The sequence below is a fragment of the Cyclobacteriaceae bacterium genome (genome assembly GCA_030584025.1).
In the GTDB taxonomy this organism is placed as follows: Bacteria; Bacteroidota; Bacteroidia; order Cytophagales; family Cyclobacteriaceae; genus UBA2336.
The window spans coordinates 3,589,202-3,606,547 of record CP129487.1 but is presented as its reverse complement, the minus strand read 5'-3'; the positions used below and the strand labels follow the sequence as shown (position 1 = coordinate 3,606,547).

The window sequence follows — 17,346 nt, the reverse complement described above, 5'->3', positions numbered from 1 at the left end:
TTATAGGATTATTCAGGTGGCTTACTGGAGGGACGGCAGATTTCCCACAAAACAACTCCAATGCACACGGAAACATTTAACGAATGTTTGGTTCCCGATTGAGGAATCTCCAGCGCAACATCCGCATGCTGAATAACCGCATCAGTTACTCCATTGATTTCATTGCCAAATACGAGGCAGATTTTTTCGTCTTTCAAACGTTTGAATTCGTGTAACGGTATGCTGGCATCGGTTTGTTCAATCACCACAATTCTATACCCGTTGGTTTTTAACTGCTGAATCACTTCTTCTGGATGTTCCACATATTCCCAATCAACCGATTCCGTTGCTCCCAACGCTGTTTTATGAATTTCGCGATGTGGTGGTGTTCCGGTAATTCCGGTCAGGTAAATTTTCTCAACCCGAAACGCATCGGCCGTACGAAAAGCAGACCCTACGTTGTGGAGGCTGCGTACATTGTCAAGCACCAGGCAAACCGGTAATTTTTCAACTTCTTTAAATTGATCAACCGAAATACGGCCCAGCTCTTCGAGTTTGAGTTTTTTCATGGTCAAAATTAGACATAAGTAACAAGAAGTAAGACACAAGTATTTTGTAGTTTGGCCATATGGGTAGCCACAACTGTATTCAACAAGTTAACAGCCGGGCATTGCTATTTTTTATTTTGTTGGCACATTGCGCTCATGCCCAAAATCCCTACACCGATGTGTACAAGGAAAGTGCGTGGGTTGAACGTGACAAATGGCAAAAGCCACAGGAAATTATTCGGTTGATGAACATCAAAGTCGGAAGTGTTGTGGCCGATGTGGGATGCCATGAAGGATACATGACGGTGAAGTTGGCAAATGCTGTGGGCCGTTCAGGAAACGTGTATGCCGTTGACGTAGAGCAGCACAAACTGGATCGACTGAAGAATCATTTAGAAGCCCGGAGGATTACGAATGTGTCATTGATTAAGGGCGATTATGACAATCCTAAACTTCCCGCTGGCAGTCTGGATGCCGTCATCATTCTCGATACCTATCATGAAATGGATGATCATGATGCGATATTGCAACACATCAAAGCTTCTTTAAAACCGGGTGGTCGTTTGGTTATCTGTGAACCGATTGCTGACGAACGAAGAAATCTTTCACGCGCGGAGCAGGAGCGTAAACACGAACTTGCCATAAAATTTGCACTTGAAGATTTGGCAAAAGCAGGTTTCCAGATAGTAAGCAAGCAGGAAAATTTTGTTGATCGAACAGCCGTAAAAGGTGATCGTATGTGGATTATTGTGGCCTCGCGTTAAGACTATTACGGGCTATCCATTTCATGAATTAATTTCTTGAGTTGATCCAGGTATTTATCGTACGACACTTTGTACATCCACCTGGCCAGGTAATAGCATGCAGGTGTGAGTATTACTATGGCTATTACTAAAGCTATCAACACTGAAGTTTCCTGAATGTCTTGTTCAAAATTATCGTGTTGGGAAAGCCCCATCGTGTAACCGGCTATGACACTAAACGGATAAATGAACAGGGCGGCTTTTTCCTGAAAGCGAATGGATTGAAACACAATTCTGTGAATTTGCTCCAACGATGTTTTGAGTGATGTATCAAAAGCCTGCTTCAGTTGAAGCTTTAATTCTTTTAAGGTGATGTAATTATACCAGCTAAAGAAAACGTACGCACCCCCCACCGCACCAATAAATAATTTTACCAACCAGTGATCGAACAGAAAAATCAGTACAATGAACAGTGTCAGGAAGACAACAGAGAAACCAAGGGTAGTTTCAAGGCTCTTCTTCAGCTTTAGTGCAGGATGTTTTGATCGACAATTTTCCGGGTGCTCATGGGGCTTCCAATCGGCTGGTTTCTCCAGTCGATCGTGTTCGAGTTTTTTCCATGTTTCGTGTAAATCCATGGTTACTATTGCTTGAGTTTTTTCGTCAATGATTCTTTAATGCGATGCAATTTTACCGCTACATTGTTTTTAGTTAAGCCGGAGATTTCAGCGATCTCTTCATTTTCGTAACCATCCAAATGAAGTGTTATGATCATTCGATCAATTTCGGATAGCTCCCGGATAGCCTGATAAAGAAATTCACTTTCTTCCGTTTGGGAATGAGGCTCGTGTACCCCGCCCACCTGCTCCAGGTTGTCGGCTGGCTTTACCAGCACAGCCCTTCGTTTAAATGTGAGCACGGTATTCAATCCAACCCGGTATAACCAGGTTGAAAATTTTGAAAGTCCGTTAAAACGTCCAAACGATCGCCAGGCTTGCAAGTGAATTTCCTGAAAGAGATATTGTTCATCTTCTGGATGGTTAACGTACAGCCGGATTACTTTGTAAATGATGCCCCGGTTTTGTTCCATCAACTGTGTAAACTCCTTATCCCGATGGGTCATGCTTCGGTGTTTTTAGGCTAACAACCGATAGAGTAAAATGCCTAAGCCAAACCAGAAAAAATATTCCAACATCTTCCTCAGGAACCAAAACCATTTTTCTTTGATGCCAACCATTGCATTGTTTTTACAATTAATGGCATGACCGCCTTGATTATTACAGCGCCAACAAAATTGGAGAAGGTAATCTTTTATATTTGCCAGAATGGCCAAAACAGCATCTGAAACGCCCCTTATGAAACAGTACAACGCCATCAAGGCGAAGTATCCGGGGGCGTTGTTGCTTTTTCGGGTGGGCGATTTTTATGAAACCTTCGGGCAGGATGCCATCTCGGCCTCCAAAGTGTTGGACATTGTGCTTACCAAGCGCGGCAATGGTTCCGCTTCTGAAATTGAACTGGCCGGCTTTCCACACCATGCACTGGATACCTATTTGCCCAAGCTTGTTCGGGCAGGTCATCGCGTGGCCATTTGCGATCAACTGGAAGATCCACGCTTTGTAAAGGGCATTGTGAAGCGGGGCGTTACCGAACTGGTAACACCGGGGGTTTCGTTCAACGATAACGTGTTGGAGAAAAAGCAGAACAACTTCCTGGCTTCTGTTTTTTCAGGCAAGCAAAATTTTGGTGTTTCGTTTCTCGATATCAGCACAGGCGAATTTTATGTAGCACAAGGCAGTCAGAATTATATCTTTAAGCTCATTCAAAGCTTTGCGCCTGCCGAAATTATTTTCAGTAAAAATCAGCGCGAGAATTTTGAGAAGCAATTTGGGGAAGATCATGCCACCTTTGCGCTCGATGATTGGGTTTATGCGTTTGATTTTGCGCAGGAAAAACTGCTCAACCAATTTAAGACGGCCACGCTAAAGGGTTTTGGCGTTGATGGTTTCCCGGAAGCCATTGTAGCGGCTGGCGCCATTCTGCATTACCTGGAAGCCACCGAGCATAAAGACACACAGCACATTGCTTCCATCTCGCGCATCGATGAAGATAAATATGTGTGGTTGGATAAGTTCACCATCCGCAACCTGGAGTTGATTGCCTCACCCTTTGAAAGTGGCGTGCCGTTGATCAACGTGCTGGACCACACGGTAACGCCCATGGGCTCGCGCCAGCTGCGCAAGTGGATGGTGCTTCCGCTGAAGGAAAAAGCGTTGATTGATGAGCGACTAAAAGTTGTTGATATTTTCTTTCAGCAAACCAAGCTTTCTGAGAAGTTATTGGAAGAGTTACGGCACATTGCTGATCTTGAACGTCTTATTTCGAAAGTAGCCGTTGGCCGGATCAACCCGCGCGAAATGCTGCAGTTGAAGAAGTCGCTGCAACGTACTGTGCCGATTAAAAATTTATTGGAACAGCATGCTTTATCTGAACTCAAGAAACTTGGAGATCAGCTAAACCGGTGCGAGTTTCTGTTGGAGAAAATTGAGAAGGAGTTACGCGAGGACGCTCCCATGCTTACGCATCAGGGCGGCATCATTAAAGACGGTATTCATGTCGAGCTTGATGAGTTGCGTCAGATTGCCTTCTCGGGTAAAGACTATTTGTTGCAGATTCAAAAACGCGAAGTTGAACGAACGGGAATTAATTCATTAAAGATTTCGTACAACAAGGTTTTCGGTTATTACCTGGAAGTCAGCAATGCCAATAAAGATAAAGTGCCTGCAGACTGGATACGCAAGCAAACGTTGGTGAATGCCGAGCGCTACATCACGGAAGAGCTAAAAGTTTACGAAGAAAAAATCCTTCATGCAGAAGATAAGCTGGTAGTGATTGAACAAAAACTTTTTCAGGAACTGGTACAGCATGCCGGAGATTTTGTCGCGCAGATTCAACAGAACGCACGCACGCTGGCCGTGCTCGATTGCCTCCTGTCGTTTGCACAAGTGGCAAAGCTCAATAAATATGCACGACCGGAAATTAATGAGTTCACCACAATTGACATTAAAGCCGGTCGCCATCCGGTAATTGAAAAGCAATTGCCGATTGGGGAGAGTTATGTGCCCAACGATGTATACCTCGACAATGAAACACAACAAATACTGATTATTACCGGTCCGAATATGGCGGGTAAATCGGCTTTGCTGCGACAAACGGCTTTGATTGTATTGATGGCGCAGATTGGAAGTTTTGTTCCGGCTGATAGCGCCACCATTGGGTTGGTGGATAAAGTATTTACACGTGTGGGTGCCTCGGATAATTTATCGAAAGGTGAATCCACGTTTATGGTGGAAATGATTGAAACGGCCAGCATTCTCAACAACCTGAGTGATCGCAGCCTGATTTTGATGGATGAGATTGGCAGGGGAACATCTACGTACGATGGTGTTTCCATAGCCTGGGCAATTGTGGAGTATCTGCATCAGCACAAAGATTTTCGCCCCAAGACGCTATTTGCCACGCACTACCATGAACTGAATCAACTTGCTGAGGATTTTGTTCGCGTAAAAAACTTCAACGTGAGTGTGAAGGAGGTGGGTGATAAAATCATCTTCATGCGCAAGTTGAAGGAAGGTGGCAGTGAACACAGTTTTGGTATTCATGTGGCGCAACTGGCGGGCATTCCCAACAAGGTCGTAATCCGTGCGAATGAAGTGATGCATTTCCTAGAAAAGGAGAAGCACAAGAACGAATCGAAAACTAAATTGCAGGATTTACCGAAGGCCACACACCAGATGAGTTTGTTTGAGATGGATCCGAAGTACAAGCATGTGCAGGAGATGCTGGAGACTATCGACATCAACACCATCAGCCCGGTAGAGGCGTTGTTGAAGTTAAATGAGATTATCACAACATTAAAAAAATAATAATTCACATAGGTCTGTGTTTTTATCAGGCCCGCAACACCAACAGTTATACCATGAAAACACGTTATCTATCGTTGATCCTTCTACTTTGTTTTGCTTGTAATCAACCTACAGCAACTGACACTACAACAACAGAATCCGAACCGGAAACAGAAGTGGAGTCATCTTCACAGGATGATGGTTCTGACGTTGAAACAGAGGAGGAAGTTATTGAACCTTCTTCATCAGATGGACCGATCGTTTACATAACGCATGACGGAGATAAATACCACACGGCCGATTGTCGTTATTCAAAAACGGCTCATGCCGTAAAGCTTAGTCAGGCGAAAGCCGATGGAAAAACTGCCTGCGGCATTTGCAAACCCAATTCAACAACAGGAGAAAAGCAGGTGCGTTGTTCGGGTAAAACGGCTGAGGGTAAGCGTTGCTCCCGCACCACTACGGATGCAAGCGGCAAGTGTTTTCAGCATCGGGAGTAACAGTCTTGCAAATGTTTGAAGAGGGCATTTACAATCCTGATTATGTAAAGAGATTGTTCAATAGAATGAGCAACTCTTATGAGCGAATGAACTACATAACATCTTTTGGATTTTCCATTCGCTGGAGAACTCAATTCCTAAAGCCACTGGAAGAATCCAATGATGAAATCAAAGTAATTGATTTGTTGACGGGTATGGGCGAGACTTGGGGGGCAGTAAAACATAGATTTCCAAATTCCAATTTAACAGCTCTTGACTTTTCATATGAAATGTTGAAATACGCAGGTCACAGGAATCAATCGAAATTCAACAAGGAGATTACATTGATACAACAAGATATTCTGGGCAATCAACTTCCTAGTAACCACTTTGATATTGTTATCTGTGCATTTGGGCTCAAGACATTCAATGTTGAGCAAATAACTGTTTTGGCAAATGAAACTAAAAGAATTTTGAAGGAAGGTGGAAGATTTTCGTTTATCGAGATTTCAAAACCCAGTAATAAGATATTGAAGTTGTTATATGGATTTTACCTCGGTCACATAATACCAATTTTTGGAAAACTTTTGCTTGGTAATCCTGAAGAGTATAGAATGCTTTGGAGATATACTGACAAATTCGAGAATGCAAAAATAGCTCAGAGAAACTTTGATGCAGTCGGACTTAAGACGGAATTTATATCATATTTTTTTGGGTGCGCAACTGGTTTCCATGGGAAAAAGATAGAAGGTTGATCTTCTTTTTTTATAAGTCATCATTTCATTCTTTCGCAAAATTCCGAATGATCGACATAGATACAGCCGGGTTATTGCTAAGTTTCAATAGGCTTTCATAATAATCATCGGTTACGGAAATGTACCGGTCTGCCGGAACGGCTTCTGTCCATCCTGCTTTTATCGATTCCAGCGCTTCCGGATTTTGAATGTGTAGATCAAGCAATGCTTTTTGGAGTTCATCGCGTAGACTTAGGGGTAACTTTTTTCGATATACGACTGGCCCAAGCGGAATGGGAGGCGACTCCCACAGTTTTTTCACCTTCACGGTATCAGCACCCAGGTTATAATACTCGCCACGGCCAAAGGCGCATAAGGCAACTTCGCCTTTTAATGCACGTTGTGCCGCGAGCGAATGATTATTGGTGTATTGTACTTCCAAGAAAAAACGTTCAGGATAACCCGGTTGCAAGGAGGCCAGTTTCAATCGCGGTACCAGGTTGCCCGAAGTAGAGCCCGGACTGACTAACACCAAAACAAAATCCGAAGCATTCGCCACAATTTGTTCCAGCGTGTTTTCCGGAGTATTTGCTCCCGTTGCAAGCACACTTTTGTAGGCATTTTCTTTTTCCTTCGGGATGTTGAGCACTACACCGGCTTCATAGGCCTGTGATTTTTCTTTCAGCATCAAATAGCCGAACGTATTCATAAAGGCTACATCCACTTCTTCGTTTTCCATGGCTTTTAATAAAGCCTGAACAGTTGGGTAACTTTTTACTTCAACATTCAGATTATTGATTTCACCAAACTGAAGGGCAAACGGTTCTATGTTTTTAATACGCGGGTTGTCGGCATATTGATAGGTGGCGACCACCAATTTTTGAATGGATTGAAGTGTGTTTTGTGCGCTAAGGGCAAACACAGCAGTAAAGGCAATCAGGAAGAGTGTGAGCTTGTGATACATAAATCAAAGAAACGAAAAATGAACCGTGGAGTTGCACATTTAGCCGCGCTTAAAAAGGTTATCGCCCATAATTTTCAGCATCACCTCATCTTTCAGGTTGCGACTAATGGGAATACGTGCACTACCAATCAGGATTTCGTTGCCTTCAACAGCTTTTATTTTGTTTAGCGAGACCAAAAAGGATTTATGCACTTTCAAAAAGCGATCAGCGGGGAGCTGACTTTCCAGACCGCTGAATGTAATGTACGTAATCATTTTTCGCTCTGCAGTATGAATGATGCAATAGTTCTGCATGGCCTCCACGTACAGCACATCGGTGTAATTCACTTTCTCAAATTTGTGATCGCATTTGATGAAGAAATATTCCGGAGAGGCGGTAGCAGACGATTCAGCTTTTTGCTTCAACACATAAAAATCGTGTGCTTTTTGTACGGCTTTCAGAAACCGTTCAAATGGAATCGGTTTTACCAGATAATCAATAATGTCAAGGGAATATCCTTCCAGGGCATATTCTGAGTAGGCCGTAGTGAAAATGACCATGGGTGGATTTTTCAACGTTTTCAAAAATTCAATCCCTGAAAGTTTGGGCATGTGAATATCCAGCAACAGTAAATCGATCTTTCCATCGTGAAGTAACGCAGAAGCCTTTACGGCATTTTCGCATTTGCCTGCCAGATGCAGAAACTCCACTTCAGTTACGTATTCCTCCAACCCTTTGCGGGCTACGGGTTCGTCATCAATAATGAGGCAATTGAGTTTCATATTGTTCCGGTTAACGTTACATCAGGGTAAGGGTTAGCTGTACTCGAAACGTTTCGGGTTGTTCGGTAATCATTAAGTCATGCCGATTGGGATACAACAGCTCCAATCTGCGCTGCACATTTTTTAACCCGATGCCACCATTACCCGATATAGGTTTCGGGTCTTTTGTATTGAATACGATCAACTGAAATTGGTTTTCTGATTTTTTTAACTCGATAGTGATGGTGTTTTTTCTGTCGCTAGTATTCGATACATGTTTGAAAGCATTTTCAATAAACGGCAGCAACAGCAGGGGCGATACAGTAAAATTTTTCAATTCTTCCGAATGTGTAAACTGAATGTCGTAGTGTTCATCCTTACGAAGTTTTTGAAGTTCCACATAATTTTTCAGGTATTGAATTTCTTTTTCTATGGCAATCTCCTTTCCGTTGCATTCGTAGAGTTGGTAGCGCAGCATATCCGAAAACTTCGAAAGGGTTTCACGTGCCGTGGTATTTTGTTTATCGATTTGGAAGAAAACCGTATTCAATGAGTTGAACAAAAAATGCGGATTGATCTGGGCCTTCAGGTATTCCAGTTCGGTATTTAATTTTTCAAGTTCAATTTTTCGGATGAGTTCTTTTTGAAGGTACCATTGTTTACTCAGGTGTAGCGTAGTGGCAAAGGCCAGGTAAAAAATAATAATGGAGAAGTTGTAAAAACTGTTGTGAAAGAAACTTTGTCGCTCAGGGTTGTTCAGGATGTTTCCATACAGGTAAACATCGTGTAGATTTTTGAGGGCCACATAAAACATCAGGCTTATCGCAATAAGCAGAATGGATAGGCCATATTTTTTTTGCTGGTTTAGTTTTGGAATGATGACCAACAGATTGGTGTAAACGACAATCGCAAGCAAGCCATCGCGTACAAGTAATTCCAGTACAAATTGTCCAAAACTAGCCTGATTAATAAGACCGGCATGGGTGTAGGCATGGAAGCCCACTGTCAACATCCAGAACAAAGTGTGATCAAGCTTATACCTGAAAAGTCGTTCCATTACTGAAAATTACAGCTTTAAACGAAGCGTAGTACACACCCGATTTGCATTTCATCAAGAATATCGGGCCGTTCATCAGGAAGGTAAATCTTGTTGGAGTGACCTTCGTAAATTCAGTAAACTGTTATTCGTATGAAATATTTTCTTCCTTGCCTGTTGGTTTTAAGTATGGCTGTCACCGGCTGCGCGCAATCCCAATCTGCCGAAAGGCAAGTTGGTGGTGGCTGCGAAGATTGTGAATTGATGTTTGCCGGTATGCCCGCAACGCTTTCCTGGAAAACAAAACTTGCACCCGATGACGAGCCCGGTGAGCGGATGATCATCAGCGGTACGATCTACAAGAAAGATGGGAAAACTCCAGCTCCTGATGTGATTCTATATGTTTATCAAACTGACAACACCGGCCGCTATACACCAGCACCAAAGCAAGTGCATGCTAAAAGACACGGGCATTTACGCGGTTGGGTAAAAACCGATGCGCAAGGTCGCTACGAGTTCAGCACCATTCGGCCGGCTTCGTATCCAAACAGTCGAAATCCACAACACATTCATCCCATCATAAAAGAACCTGGTCTTTCACTTTATTGGATTGATGAATTTCTTTTTGAGGATGATCCGGTATTAACAGTGCAGGATAAAACCAGACAGGCGAAACGCGGTGGCTCAGGAATAATTACGCTCAGCAAAAATGCTGCGGGTGTTTGGATTGGCAAACGCGATATTATCCTGGGTATTAATGTTCCGAATTACTGATAAATTTTATCAGGAAGATTTTTTCGGATGCCGGTTTCTGCGAAACTTATTTCCACGCGGTTTAAAGTTTCCTTTTCTTTTTGTTTGTGGCGCATAGGCAGGTCCTTCGCCTAAAAATTCAGGCAACGCAAGTTTCTGAATTTCCGATCCGATCAGGTTTTCAATACCCGAGAATCTTTTCTGATCGAGTTCATTTACAAACGTTATGGCTGTACCCGTTGTGGCCGCACGTGCCGTTCTTCCAATGCGGTGCACATAATCCTCAGGGTCAGGCGGAACATCCCAATTAATTACCATACTAATACCCTCCACATCAATACCGCGCGAGAGCACATCGGTGCCAATCAGAAAATTTATTTGCTTGTTTTTAAAGGCACGAAGAATTTGTTCGCGTTCAGGTTGCTCCAAATCGGAGTGAAAAGCTTTAGCTGCAATTCCTGCTTTTCGCAAGGTGCTGTCCAGTTTCTTTACGGTTTCCTTGCGTGAGGCAAAAAGAATAATGCTGTTCCACGTATACGTTTTTAGAATATGCTCCAGCAGTTTTTCTTTCTGGCTATCATACACCACGTATGCCTCTTGCTTAATACCTGCCGCAGGTTTTGCAATGGCGATGTTGATTTCTTCCGGCTGATTCAAAATTTTGTTTGCGAGTGCCCTGATCTTGGGCGGCATGGTAGCCGAGAACAGTAATGTTTGTCGCTCTTTTGGCAGGTAGTTTACAATTTTTATGATGTCATCGTAAAAGCCCATGTCGAGCATGCGGTCGGCTTCATCTAAAATCAAATGCTTGAGATGGTCAAACACCGTAGTGCCTGCCGCCAGTAAGGCTATTAACCGACCGGGTGTTGCCACAATAATATCGGCACCTTGTTCGAGTGCTTTTTTCTGCACGTCCCACGTGGCACCATCGCCACCGCCATAAATCGGGATAGAGCTGATGCCGGTGAAGTATGCAAAGCCTTCAATTTGTTGATCGATTTGTTGGGCCAGTTCGCGCGTGGGCGCAATGATTAGTGTATTCAAATGCCGGTGATCGGTTTGAATCATTTTATTGATTACCGGCAAAATGTAGGCGGCAGTTTTACCGGTACCGGTTTGGGCGCAGGCAATCACATCTTTGTTTTGAAGAATGGTGGGAATGGCCTGTTGCTGAATGGGGGTGGGCTTTTCGTAGCCCATGGAATCAAGCCCTTCGTTGAGCTTTTGATCGAAATTAAAATCCTGAAATGTCATGAATTGATGCAAAGATAAAAAAAACAAAGCCAGACGTTGTGGGTCTGGCTTCGCGCTTGTGCGTGTGGAATATTAATTATTGACCAACCGTACGTTAACGGCATTCAATCCTTTTCTTCCTTGTGTAACCTCGAACGTGATTTCGTCATTCTCGCGAACCTGGTCTACCAGACCTGATACGTGCACGAAAAATTCTTCGTTGGTTGCTGTTTCTCTTACAAAGCCGAATCCTTTGGCTTCGTTGAAGAACTTTACTGTTCCTTCTTTCATTGTGTTGTTTGTTGTTAAAGGCCACCGGGTTTAAGCCCGCTGACCGGTGTTAAAATTGTTTAAGGCTCAAAGGTAGGTATAATAAACCGTATCTTAAGCTTTCCGCAATTTTATAGTGATCAGGCTGCTTTTTTGATTTCCGCTACCTGCAGCTTACGGGTTTTAGCTATTTGAATAATGCCTACTTTATCCAGCAACTTAATAACCAGGTAAGTAGGGTCAATTTCATGCCAGCGGATGCCCCCAAAGTTGGCGCGTGAGCCGTTTTTGTGGTGATTATTGTGATAGCTTTCGCCCATCATCAGGAAATCAACCGGTAAAAAGTTTTTAGAGGTATCCCCAACTTCAAAGTTGCGGTAGCCGTACTTGTGTGCAAACCAGTTAATGATGGCGCCATGGATGGGGCTCATCAAAAATTGAAGCGGCAATAACAGCCACAACCACCATTCGGTGGCAAATTGAAAATAAACAAAGGTGTAAACCGCACCCCAGAAAATGCGTGACGGCCACGATCTGGCAAACTTATCAAAGGCTTCCCACTGCGGCACACCTTCTGTAAAACGCTTATCAACCACCATTTTACCATTGGCAATAGCCGAGTAAATGGTTTTGGTTTTCCACATCATGTTCCAGATGGTTTCATCGTATTTGGGTGAATGCGGATCGTTTTCCGTATCGGCAAAGGCGTGGTGCATGCGGTGCATAACACCATAACCATAGGGGCTCAAATAATTAGATCCTTGAAAAATCCAGGTAAGCACATAGAATACTTTCTCCATAAACGGACTCATCGTAAACGCCTTGTGCGAGGCGTAACGGTGTAAAAAGAAGGTTTGAAAGAATAGCGACAGGTACCAGTGCGCTATAAAAAAGGCAAAAATGATGATCATGAAATAGTTTAGGTTTTAATGTTATACAATTGAACCGGCTTTGATTTCATGGAAATCAGGCTGATTTAACTGTAAGACAAACCTGTTTCTGTTTTGTGACAGGATTGAAGAGAAAAATTTTTAATTACATCGGTAAGAGTGAGAGTCAGTCACGCTCGGTAGAATCATGATATGCTGAGCCTGTCGAAGCATCGGGTTGAAACCAGATGTCGCGCTTAAGCGAGTCAATAAGCTCGTCCGTATCGCCCTGGCAGGCTTTTTTGAAGCTTTCCATCAGCGAAGTGGCAGAAGGAAGATCAAAATGAATTTTGGCCTTTTCTTCTTCCAGTTTCTTTTTTGCCCGGCTTAATAACTGACGCAGGTGATCTTTCTTTTTGTCGAGGGTGGTATGTAACGTATCGTAGTCCACGTCAAAAACCTCTTTCAGCAAGAAAACGGCACGCTCCAACGGTTCAAGTTTTGTGTGCAATACCCTCATTGCTCCGGTTAGGTACGTATCCAGGTCGATGTGTGCGAAATTCGATTCCTTGATTTTGGTGATGAATTCCGGTACATGAATCGACTCCAAGTATTCTTCTTTTTTGCGTTTCAGCGCATTGAGGTGGTTCAGGCAATTGTTGGTAACGGCTTTAATGAGGTAAGCCTTCAGGTTTTGAATTTTCTCCTGTTCGGCATTCAGCCATTTTAAAAAAGTTTCCTGCACAATATCCTCTGCATCCTGCTTGCAACGCACCAGGTTGTAGGCGATGTTGTAGAGCATTGGCTGATAAAGTGCTATGGTTTGTGAATGACTCATAAAAGCTCAAAGATACGGTAATTAATTGGCGTTTTCAGTGGCTCGTCCTGCCATACAGCCGTTAGTCCGAATTTTGAAGTAACAGGCTCAGTATCAACATAAAGCTGTACCTTTGCAACGATGAAATAAAGCTAAACGCTTTCAACAGATTACCGGTTCATTAAGTTCTCATGTCAGCAACAATAACACCCGAGGTTCGCAGAAAACCGATCATCAAGCAGGAAATTGCCTTTGCACTCATGCACCTGATTCCCATTGCCGCCATCTGGACGGGAGCCACGTTTTTCGATTGGATGGTGTGCATTTTTCTGTATGTATTTCGCATGTTTTGGATTACCGGAGGGTATCACCGATACTTTGCACACAAATCCTATAAAACTTCGCGCTGGTTTCAGTTTGTAATTGCGTTTATGGCGCAGACATCAGCTCAAAAAGGAGCGTTGTGGTGGGCGGCCCATCACCGTCATCATCACCGCCACAGCGATACACCGGCCGATCCACATTCTATGAAGATTTATGGATTCTGGTATTCGCACATTGGCTGGATTGTTGGGCCCGATTTTAAAGAAACCGATTATAAAGTGATTGGCGATTACGCGAAGTATCCCGAACTGGTTTGGTTGAATAAGCATTACCTCGTTCCACCTGTGTTCCTTGCGGTTGTGGTTACGGCCCTTGGCGGGATTGTGAACGGAGGAAGCATAACGATGATGTTCACCTCAGCCGGATTTTCAACCTTACTGATCGGATTCTTTTTGAGTACGGTAATCCTGTATCATGGAACGTTCTCCATCAACTCCATCATGCACAAGTTTGGGCGGCAGCGTTACAATACTCATGACGAATCGCGCAACAGCGTATGGCTGGCCCTGATTACATTGGGGGAAGGTTGGCATAACAACCACCACTACTACGAAACCGCTTCACGGCAAGGGTTTTTCTGGTGGGAGATCGACATTACCTGGTACATTTTAAAGGTACTTTCCTGGACGGGTTTGATCTGGGATTTAAAGGGCGTACCGAAGCACATCAAATACTCAAAGGACAAAGAACATGCCCGCCAGCTAAAGCTGGAAATGGAGGGCGAATTGCAAAAAACCGGCTAATATTTTTGCCGTGTTGGAATTTTAAATCCAGCTATTAAATTTGCAGTCCCTTTTGGGAACAAGCGGGAGTAGCTCAGTTGGTAGAGCACGACCTTGCCAAGGTCGGGGTCGCGAGTTCGAGTCTCGTTTCCCGCTCAGAACCCCTCTCCGAACGAGAGGGGATTCTTTTTTAAGGACGTTCATTGTCTGCCCGGGTGGTGGAATTGGTAGACACGCAGGACTTAAAATCCTGTGGCTAGTAATAGTCGTGCGGGTTCAACTCCCGCCCCGGGTACTATGTTTTTTGTATACGCCCTAAAGAGTGTATCGAAGAATTACATTTATGTTGGCCTGACTTCTGATCTACAGTCAAGGATAGAGCGACATAATAGAGGTTATGAGCGAACGACAAAGCCCTACGCTCCATTTAGATTAATCCATTCAGAAAGTTTTCCTGACCGAATCTCAGCAAGGAGACGAGAAAAATTTTTGAAATCTGGTCAGGGTAAAGATTACCTTAGAAAATTATTGTAAACTGTGCGGGCCTGCCTGCCGCAGGCAGGTTCAACTCCCGCCCCGGGTACTTTCAAGATTTCAAGCTTGTAAATTGCGGACTTATTCAACTTCCGTTTCTGGTACTCTCGTGATTTTGTAGACCTATTCCCAAATTATAAGTTTTCATATTATCCTGTTTTGTTGGAACAAATTGTTATAACTTTATGTTATAACAATTAAATAACGAGGGACTATGGGTTCAACAATTGCAAAAGTGAGAAGGATAGGTAACTCCAAAGGAATTTTGTTCCCTAAATCCATTTTAGATGAAAGCGGGATTAAGGATACAGTTCAGATCACGGTCAAAAACAAAGTGATCATGATTACATCAACTGATGTAAAAAAGAAGAGAAAATGGTCTGACTTCAAATCTGCTAAAAAGGAAAAAGCCGACCATGTATCTAATAGGTTTGATGCCACAGACTGGACATGGGAGTAAAGGCATTTCATGTTTACCTGGTAAACCTTGATCCTACAGTAGGTCTTGAAATCAAGAAGAGCAGACCTTGTGTGGTGCTTTCTTCAGAAAAAATGAATAGTGTTTTGGGCACGGTTATCATTGCTCCAATGACTACAACATTACGCGGTTATCCATCCAGAGTAGAGATACGTTTTCAGAATAAATTTTGTGAAGTGTGTCTGGACCAAATGCGTGCAGTTGATGAAAGCCGTTTAAGCAGAGAAAGCCTGGGAAGATTGAAACAAGATGATATTGAAATGATCAAGGATGTGATTTCTGAGGTTTTTGAGTTATAGAAAAATCACCGGTTGTTCTTCTGCTTCGTCAAGTCATTGAACAAACTATTAAACAACGACAGGATCAAACTGAACAACAGTGCCCACCAAAAGCCATCTACGGTAAAGCCACCCACAAGCCAATCGACCAGTAAAATCATCAGCGCATTAATCACCAACAGAAACAAGCCGAACGTAACAAAGGTGATGGGAATGGTAAGCACCACCAGTATCGGTTTAATGATGGCATTAACCACGGCCAGCACCAATGCTACCAATAAGGCATAGCCATAATGTTCAACATGCACACCGGGTAGCAGGTAGGCGGTAAGCAGTACTGCCAAGCCATTTAACAGAAAACGAACAACTCCATTCATAGCCGAAAAATATTCTTTCAATATCCGCTTTTCCGGCCTTTTATCAAACACTAACTTGCTGGTCATGTACGCCATTGTGGATATTGAGACGACCGGAGGCTACGCGGATAATCATCGCATTACAGAAATAGCCATTTACCATCACAACGGCATTGAGGTTACCGATCATTTTTACACGCTGGTAAACCCGGGAAGAAAAATTCCCTACTACATAACCGGACTTACCGGGATTACTACCGAGATGGTAGCCGAAGCTCCACCCTTTGAAGAAGTTGCCGATTCCATAATGAGTTTACTGGAGGGCCGTGTGTTTGTGGCACACAATGCCCATTTCGATTATTCATTTTTAAAGAAGGAGTTTGAACTGGCAGGGATAGCGTGGCAATCGAAAAAGTTGTGTACCGTTCGACTAAGCCGAAAAATTATACCGGGCTTACGTTCGTACAGTTTAGGAAGTCTGGCAGAAAGTTTGGGCGTGGGTATTCAAAACCGACACAGAGCCGGAGGAGATGCTGAGGCAACAGCAAAAATTTTTTCCAAGTTACTTAACCGCGATAAGGAAGGTTATATTCTTCGTGCGTTGAAACGCAATTCAGGTGAAACAATTTTGCCACCCAACTTACCCAAAGATGAATTCGATAAACTGCCAGCCAAACCCGGTGTGTATTATTTTTTAAATGAACGCGGGCATGTGATTTATGTGGGCAAGGCCAACAACATCAAAAAAAGAATTGCCGGGCATTTTACCGGTGATGCGCGCGAATGGAATCGCTCGAAGATCAGAAATGAAATTCACCACATCACCTACGAACTTACCGGTAATGAATTGATTGCGCTTATCCTGGAGTCGCAGGAGATACGCAGGCTTTGGCCCAAGTACAACATGGCGCAAAAATGGAGGGTAGAAGAGTGGGGTATTTACGATTATGAAGACCGTGCGGGCTACCATCGATTTAATGTGAACATAGTAAAGCGAGGCTCCCGGCCACTAATCAAATTCAGCTCGAAAGGTGATGCGTGGAATTTTTTGTGGGAGAAGGTGCGCGAGTTTGATCTGTGTCCGAAGTTAAGCGGACTGCAGGTTTCAAAAGGACTGTGCTTCCAATATCAAATAGGTGACTGCAAAGGCGCTTGTATGGGCGTGGAGAAAGTGAAGAAATACAACAAGCGCGTGTATAAGGCCATTGATTCTTTTTCTGGTTTAGGCGAATCGGTGGCCATCATCGGCAAAGGAAGAAAAGCGCGCGAACAATCTGTAGTGCTGGTTGAGCAGGGAAAGTATCTGGGTTTTGGTTTTATCGATAGTGAAGTTTCTATTCACGATATGGAAGAGGCCAAAAACTTTGTTCGCAAAGGTGTTGAAACCGCCACGGTGCAAAACCTGATTAATTCATACTTACAAAATCCAAGAGGGTTTGAGGTGGTGTGGCTTTGATGAGAAAGTGTGAAGTAGGCAAAGTATTTGAGATAATGATTTTGCCTACTGCCTATTGCCACTGCCT

At 43.5% G+C, this 17,346-nt stretch carries 21 protein-coding genes and 2 tRNA genes; 12 read left to right on the top strand and 11 right to left on the bottom strand.

Annotation, left to right across the window (positions count from 1 at the left end; genetic code table 11):
• Positions 1 to 8: 8 nt before the first annotated feature.
• Complete coding sequence (locus QY309_16285) at positions 9 to 548, bottom strand: RNA methyltransferase (protein WKZ59408.1); 540 nt, start codon at positions 546 to 548, stop codon at positions 9 to 11.
• A gap of 101 nt (positions 549 to 649) precedes the next feature.
• On the opposite strand from QY309_16285, the gene QY309_16280 reads away from it, so the two are divergent.
• Complete coding sequence (locus QY309_16280) at positions 650 to 1,291, top strand: class I SAM-dependent methyltransferase (protein WKZ59407.1); 642 nt, start codon at positions 650 to 652, stop codon at positions 1,289 to 1,291.
• 5 nt (positions 1,292 to 1,296) lie between these two features.
• Here QY309_16280 and QY309_16275 read toward each other — a convergent pair whose 3' ends face one another.
• Together QY309_16275 and QY309_16270 are read right to left on the bottom strand one after the other, a co-directional pair.
• Positions 1,297 to 1,908, bottom strand: a complete 612-nt coding sequence (locus tag QY309_16275; GenBank protein ID WKZ59406.1) for a hypothetical protein — start codon at positions 1,906 to 1,908, stop codon at positions 1,297 to 1,299.
• A 5-nt stretch (positions 1,909 to 1,913) separates the two neighbouring features.
• Complete coding sequence (locus QY309_16270; protein ID WKZ59405.1) at positions 1,914 to 2,393, bottom strand: sigma-70 family RNA polymerase sigma factor; 480 nt, start codon at positions 2,391 to 2,393, stop codon at positions 1,914 to 1,916.
• A gap of 202 nt (positions 2,394 to 2,595) precedes the next feature.
• Between QY309_16270 and mutS the strand changes: the two genes are divergently transcribed.
• Genes mutS through QY309_16255 form a run of 3 tightly spaced genes read left to right on the top strand, consistent with a single transcriptional unit; the run spans position 2,596 to position 6,409 of the window.
• Positions 2,596 to 5,196 carry a DNA mismatch repair protein MutS gene (mutS, locus tag QY309_16265; GenBank protein ID WKZ59404.1) on the top strand — a complete coding sequence of 867 codons (2,601 nt, stop codon included), beginning with the start codon at positions 2,596 to 2,598 and terminating at the stop codon, positions 5,194 to 5,196.
• Positions 5,197 to 5,249: 53 nt separating this feature from the next.
• Positions 5,250 to 5,675 carry a hypothetical protein gene (locus QY309_16260; protein WKZ59403.1) on the top strand — a complete coding sequence of 142 codons (426 nt, stop codon included), beginning with the start codon at positions 5,250 to 5,252 and terminating at the stop codon, positions 5,673 to 5,675.
• An 11-nt stretch (positions 5,676 to 5,686) separates the two neighbouring features.
• Positions 5,687 to 6,409: a class I SAM-dependent methyltransferase gene (locus tag QY309_16255; protein ID WKZ59402.1), complete on the top strand. Its 723-nt coding sequence runs from the start codon at positions 5,687 to 5,689 to the stop codon at positions 6,407 to 6,409.
• A gap of 25 nt (positions 6,410 to 6,434) precedes the next feature.
• On the opposite strand, the gene QY309_16250 is transcribed toward QY309_16255, so the two are convergent.
• The 3 genes from QY309_16250 to QY309_16240 are packed head-to-tail and all read right to left on the bottom strand — an operon-like array spanning position 6,435 to position 9,150.
• Positions 6,435 to 7,352 (bottom strand): PhnD/SsuA/transferrin family substrate-binding protein, encoded by a 918-nt coding sequence (locus tag QY309_16250; protein WKZ59401.1) that lies wholly within the window; start codon positions 7,350 to 7,352, stop codon positions 6,435 to 6,437.
• A gap of 39 nt (positions 7,353 to 7,391) precedes the next feature.
• Positions 7,392 to 8,114: a LytTR family DNA-binding domain-containing protein gene (locus QY309_16245; GenBank protein ID WKZ59400.1), complete on the bottom strand. Its 723-nt coding sequence runs from the start codon at positions 8,112 to 8,114 to the stop codon at positions 7,392 to 7,394.
• A 16-nt stretch (positions 8,115 to 8,130) separates the two neighbouring features.
• Positions 8,131 to 9,150 (bottom strand): histidine kinase, encoded by a 1,020-nt coding sequence (locus QY309_16240; GenBank protein WKZ59399.1) that lies wholly within the window; start codon positions 9,148 to 9,150, stop codon positions 8,131 to 8,133.
• A 132-nt stretch (positions 9,151 to 9,282) separates the two neighbouring features.
• Between QY309_16240 and QY309_16235 the strand changes: the two genes are divergently transcribed.
• Positions 9,283 to 9,903, top strand: a complete 621-nt coding sequence (locus QY309_16235) for an intradiol ring-cleavage dioxygenase (GenBank protein WKZ59398.1) — start codon at positions 9,283 to 9,285, stop codon at positions 9,901 to 9,903.
• A gap of 9 nt (positions 9,904 to 9,912) precedes the next feature.
• Here the strand turns inward: QY309_16235 and QY309_16230 are convergent, their stop codons facing one another.
• From QY309_16230 to QY309_16215, 4 genes are all read right to left on the bottom strand, one after another.
• The gene (locus QY309_16230; protein ID WKZ59397.1) at positions 9,913 to 11,136 is read right to left on the bottom strand and encodes a DEAD/DEAH box helicase; all 1,224 of its coding nucleotides are present in this window, start codon (positions 11,134 to 11,136) and stop codon (positions 9,913 to 9,915) included.
• 72 nt (positions 11,137 to 11,208) lie between these two features.
• Positions 11,209 to 11,406 (bottom strand): cold shock domain-containing protein, encoded by a 198-nt coding sequence (locus QY309_16225; protein WKZ59396.1) that lies wholly within the window; start codon positions 11,404 to 11,406, stop codon positions 11,209 to 11,211.
• Positions 11,407 to 11,525: 119 nt separating this feature from the next.
• Positions 11,526 to 12,296 carry an acyl-CoA desaturase gene (locus QY309_16220; protein WKZ59395.1) on the bottom strand — a complete coding sequence of 257 codons (771 nt, stop codon included), beginning with the start codon at positions 12,294 to 12,296 and terminating at the stop codon, positions 11,526 to 11,528.
• Positions 12,297 to 12,441: 145 nt separating this feature from the next.
• A complete protein-coding gene (locus QY309_16215) occupies positions 12,442 to 13,092 on the bottom strand; it encodes a sigma-70 family RNA polymerase sigma factor (GenBank protein WKZ59394.1) in 651 nt (216 codons plus the stop codon).
• A 170-nt stretch (positions 13,093 to 13,262) separates the two neighbouring features.
• Between QY309_16215 and QY309_16210 the strand changes: the two genes are divergently transcribed.
• The 6 genes from QY309_16210 (at position 13,263) to QY309_16185 (ending at position 15,488) form a co-directional block, all read left to right on the top strand.
• Positions 13,263 to 14,198: an acyl-CoA desaturase gene (locus QY309_16210; GenBank protein ID WKZ59393.1), complete on the top strand. Its 936-nt coding sequence runs from the start codon at positions 13,263 to 13,265 to the stop codon at positions 14,196 to 14,198.
• Between the two features lie 62 nt (positions 14,199 to 14,260).
• Positions 14,261 to 14,333, top strand: a tRNA-Gly gene (locus QY309_16205).
• A gap of 53 nt (positions 14,334 to 14,386) precedes the next feature.
• A tRNA-Leu gene (locus QY309_16200) sits at positions 14,387 to 14,472 on the top strand.
• A gap of 2 nt (positions 14,473 to 14,474) precedes the next feature.
• The gene (locus QY309_16195; GenBank protein ID WKZ59392.1) at positions 14,475 to 14,711 is read left to right on the top strand and encodes a GIY-YIG nuclease family protein; all 237 of its coding nucleotides are present in this window, start codon (positions 14,475 to 14,477) and stop codon (positions 14,709 to 14,711) included.
• Positions 14,712 to 14,925: 214 nt separating this feature from the next.
• Complete coding sequence (locus tag QY309_16190; protein ID WKZ59391.1) at positions 14,926 to 15,171, top strand: hypothetical protein; 246 nt, start codon at positions 14,926 to 14,928, stop codon at positions 15,169 to 15,171.
• Positions 15,162 to 15,488, top strand: a complete 327-nt coding sequence (locus QY309_16185; protein WKZ59390.1) for a type II toxin-antitoxin system PemK/MazF family toxin — start codon at positions 15,162 to 15,164, stop codon at positions 15,486 to 15,488. Before QY309_16190 ends, QY309_16185 begins: the two co-directional genes overlap by 10 nt.
• Before the next feature lie 5 nt (positions 15,489 to 15,493).
• Here QY309_16185 and QY309_16180 read toward each other — a convergent pair whose 3' ends face one another.
• On the bottom strand, positions 15,494 to 15,844 hold the full coding sequence (locus QY309_16180; protein WKZ61713.1) for a phage holin family protein: 351 nt from the start codon (positions 15,842 to 15,844) through the stop codon (positions 15,494 to 15,496).
• Positions 15,845 to 15,908: 64 nt separating this feature from the next.
• Here QY309_16180 and QY309_16175 point away from each other — a divergent pair, with 64 nt between their 5' ends.
• The gene (locus QY309_16175; protein WKZ59389.1) at positions 15,909 to 17,279 is read left to right on the top strand and encodes an exonuclease domain-containing protein; all 1,371 of its coding nucleotides are present in this window, start codon (positions 15,909 to 15,911) and stop codon (positions 17,277 to 17,279) included.
• Positions 17,280 to 17,346: the final 67 nt, after the last annotated feature.

Excerpts from the sequence above, each read along its gene's own strand:
- QY309_16275 (WKZ59406.1), bottom strand. The coding sequence starts at position 1,908 with ATGGATTTACACGAAACATGGAAAAAACTCGAACACGATCGACTGGAG.
- QY309_16225 (WKZ59396.1), bottom strand. The coding sequence starts at position 11,406 with ATGAAAGAAGGAACAGTAAAGTTCTTCAACGAAGCCAAAGGATTCGGC.
- QY309_16260 (WKZ59403.1), top strand. The coding sequence starts at position 5,250 with ATGAAAACACGTTATCTATCGTTGATCCTTCTACTTTGTTTTGCTTGT.
- QY309_16180 (WKZ61713.1), bottom strand. The coding sequence starts at position 15,844 with ATGAATGGAGTTGTTCGTTTTCTGTTAAATGGCTTGGCAGTACTGCTT.
- QY309_16255 (WKZ59402.1), top strand. The coding sequence starts at position 5,687 with ATGTTTGAAGAGGGCATTTACAATCCTGATTATGTAAAGAGATTGTTC.
- QY309_16210 (WKZ59393.1), top strand. The coding sequence starts at position 13,263 with ATGTCAGCAACAATAACACCCGAGGTTCGCAGAAAACCGATCATCAAG.
- QY309_16190 (WKZ59391.1), top strand. The coding sequence starts at position 14,926 with ATGGGTTCAACAATTGCAAAAGTGAGAAGGATAGGTAACTCCAAAGGA.
- QY309_16215 (WKZ59394.1), bottom strand. The coding sequence starts at position 13,092 with ATGAGTCATTCACAAACCATAGCACTTTATCAGCCAATGCTCTACAAC.
- mutS (WKZ59404.1), top strand. The coding sequence starts at position 2,596 with ATGGCCAAAACAGCATCTGAAACGCCCCTTATGAAACAGTACAACGCC.
- QY309_16175 (WKZ59389.1), top strand. The coding sequence starts at position 15,909 with ATGTACGCCATTGTGGATATTGAGACGACCGGAGGCTACGCGGATAAT.
- QY309_16220 (WKZ59395.1), bottom strand. The coding sequence starts at position 12,296 with ATGATCATCATTTTTGCCTTTTTTATAGCGCACTGGTACCTGTCGCTA.
- QY309_16270 (WKZ59405.1), bottom strand. The coding sequence starts at position 2,393 with ATGACCCATCGGGATAAGGAGTTTACACAGTTGATGGAACAAAACCGG.
- QY309_16235 (WKZ59398.1), top strand. The coding sequence starts at position 9,283 with ATGAAATATTTTCTTCCTTGCCTGTTGGTTTTAAGTATGGCTGTCACC.
- QY309_16240 (WKZ59399.1), bottom strand. The coding sequence starts at position 9,150 with ATGGAACGACTTTTCAGGTATAAGCTTGATCACACTTTGTTCTGGATG.
- QY309_16245 (WKZ59400.1), bottom strand. The coding sequence starts at position 8,114 with ATGAAACTCAATTGCCTCATTATTGATGACGAACCCGTAGCCCGCAAA.
- QY309_16250 (WKZ59401.1), bottom strand. The coding sequence starts at position 7,352 with ATGTATCACAAGCTCACACTCTTCCTGATTGCCTTTACTGCTGTGTTT.
- QY309_16285 (WKZ59408.1), bottom strand. The coding sequence starts at position 548 with ATGAAAAAACTCAAACTCGAAGAGCTGGGCCGTATTTCGGTTGATCAA.
- QY309_16185 (WKZ59390.1), top strand. The coding sequence starts at position 15,162 with ATGGGAGTAAAGGCATTTCATGTTTACCTGGTAAACCTTGATCCTACA.
- QY309_16230 (WKZ59397.1), bottom strand. The coding sequence starts at position 11,136 with ATGACATTTCAGGATTTTAATTTCGATCAAAAGCTCAACGAAGGGCTT.
- QY309_16195 (WKZ59392.1), top strand. The coding sequence starts at position 14,475 with ATGTTTTTTGTATACGCCCTAAAGAGTGTATCGAAGAATTACATTTAT.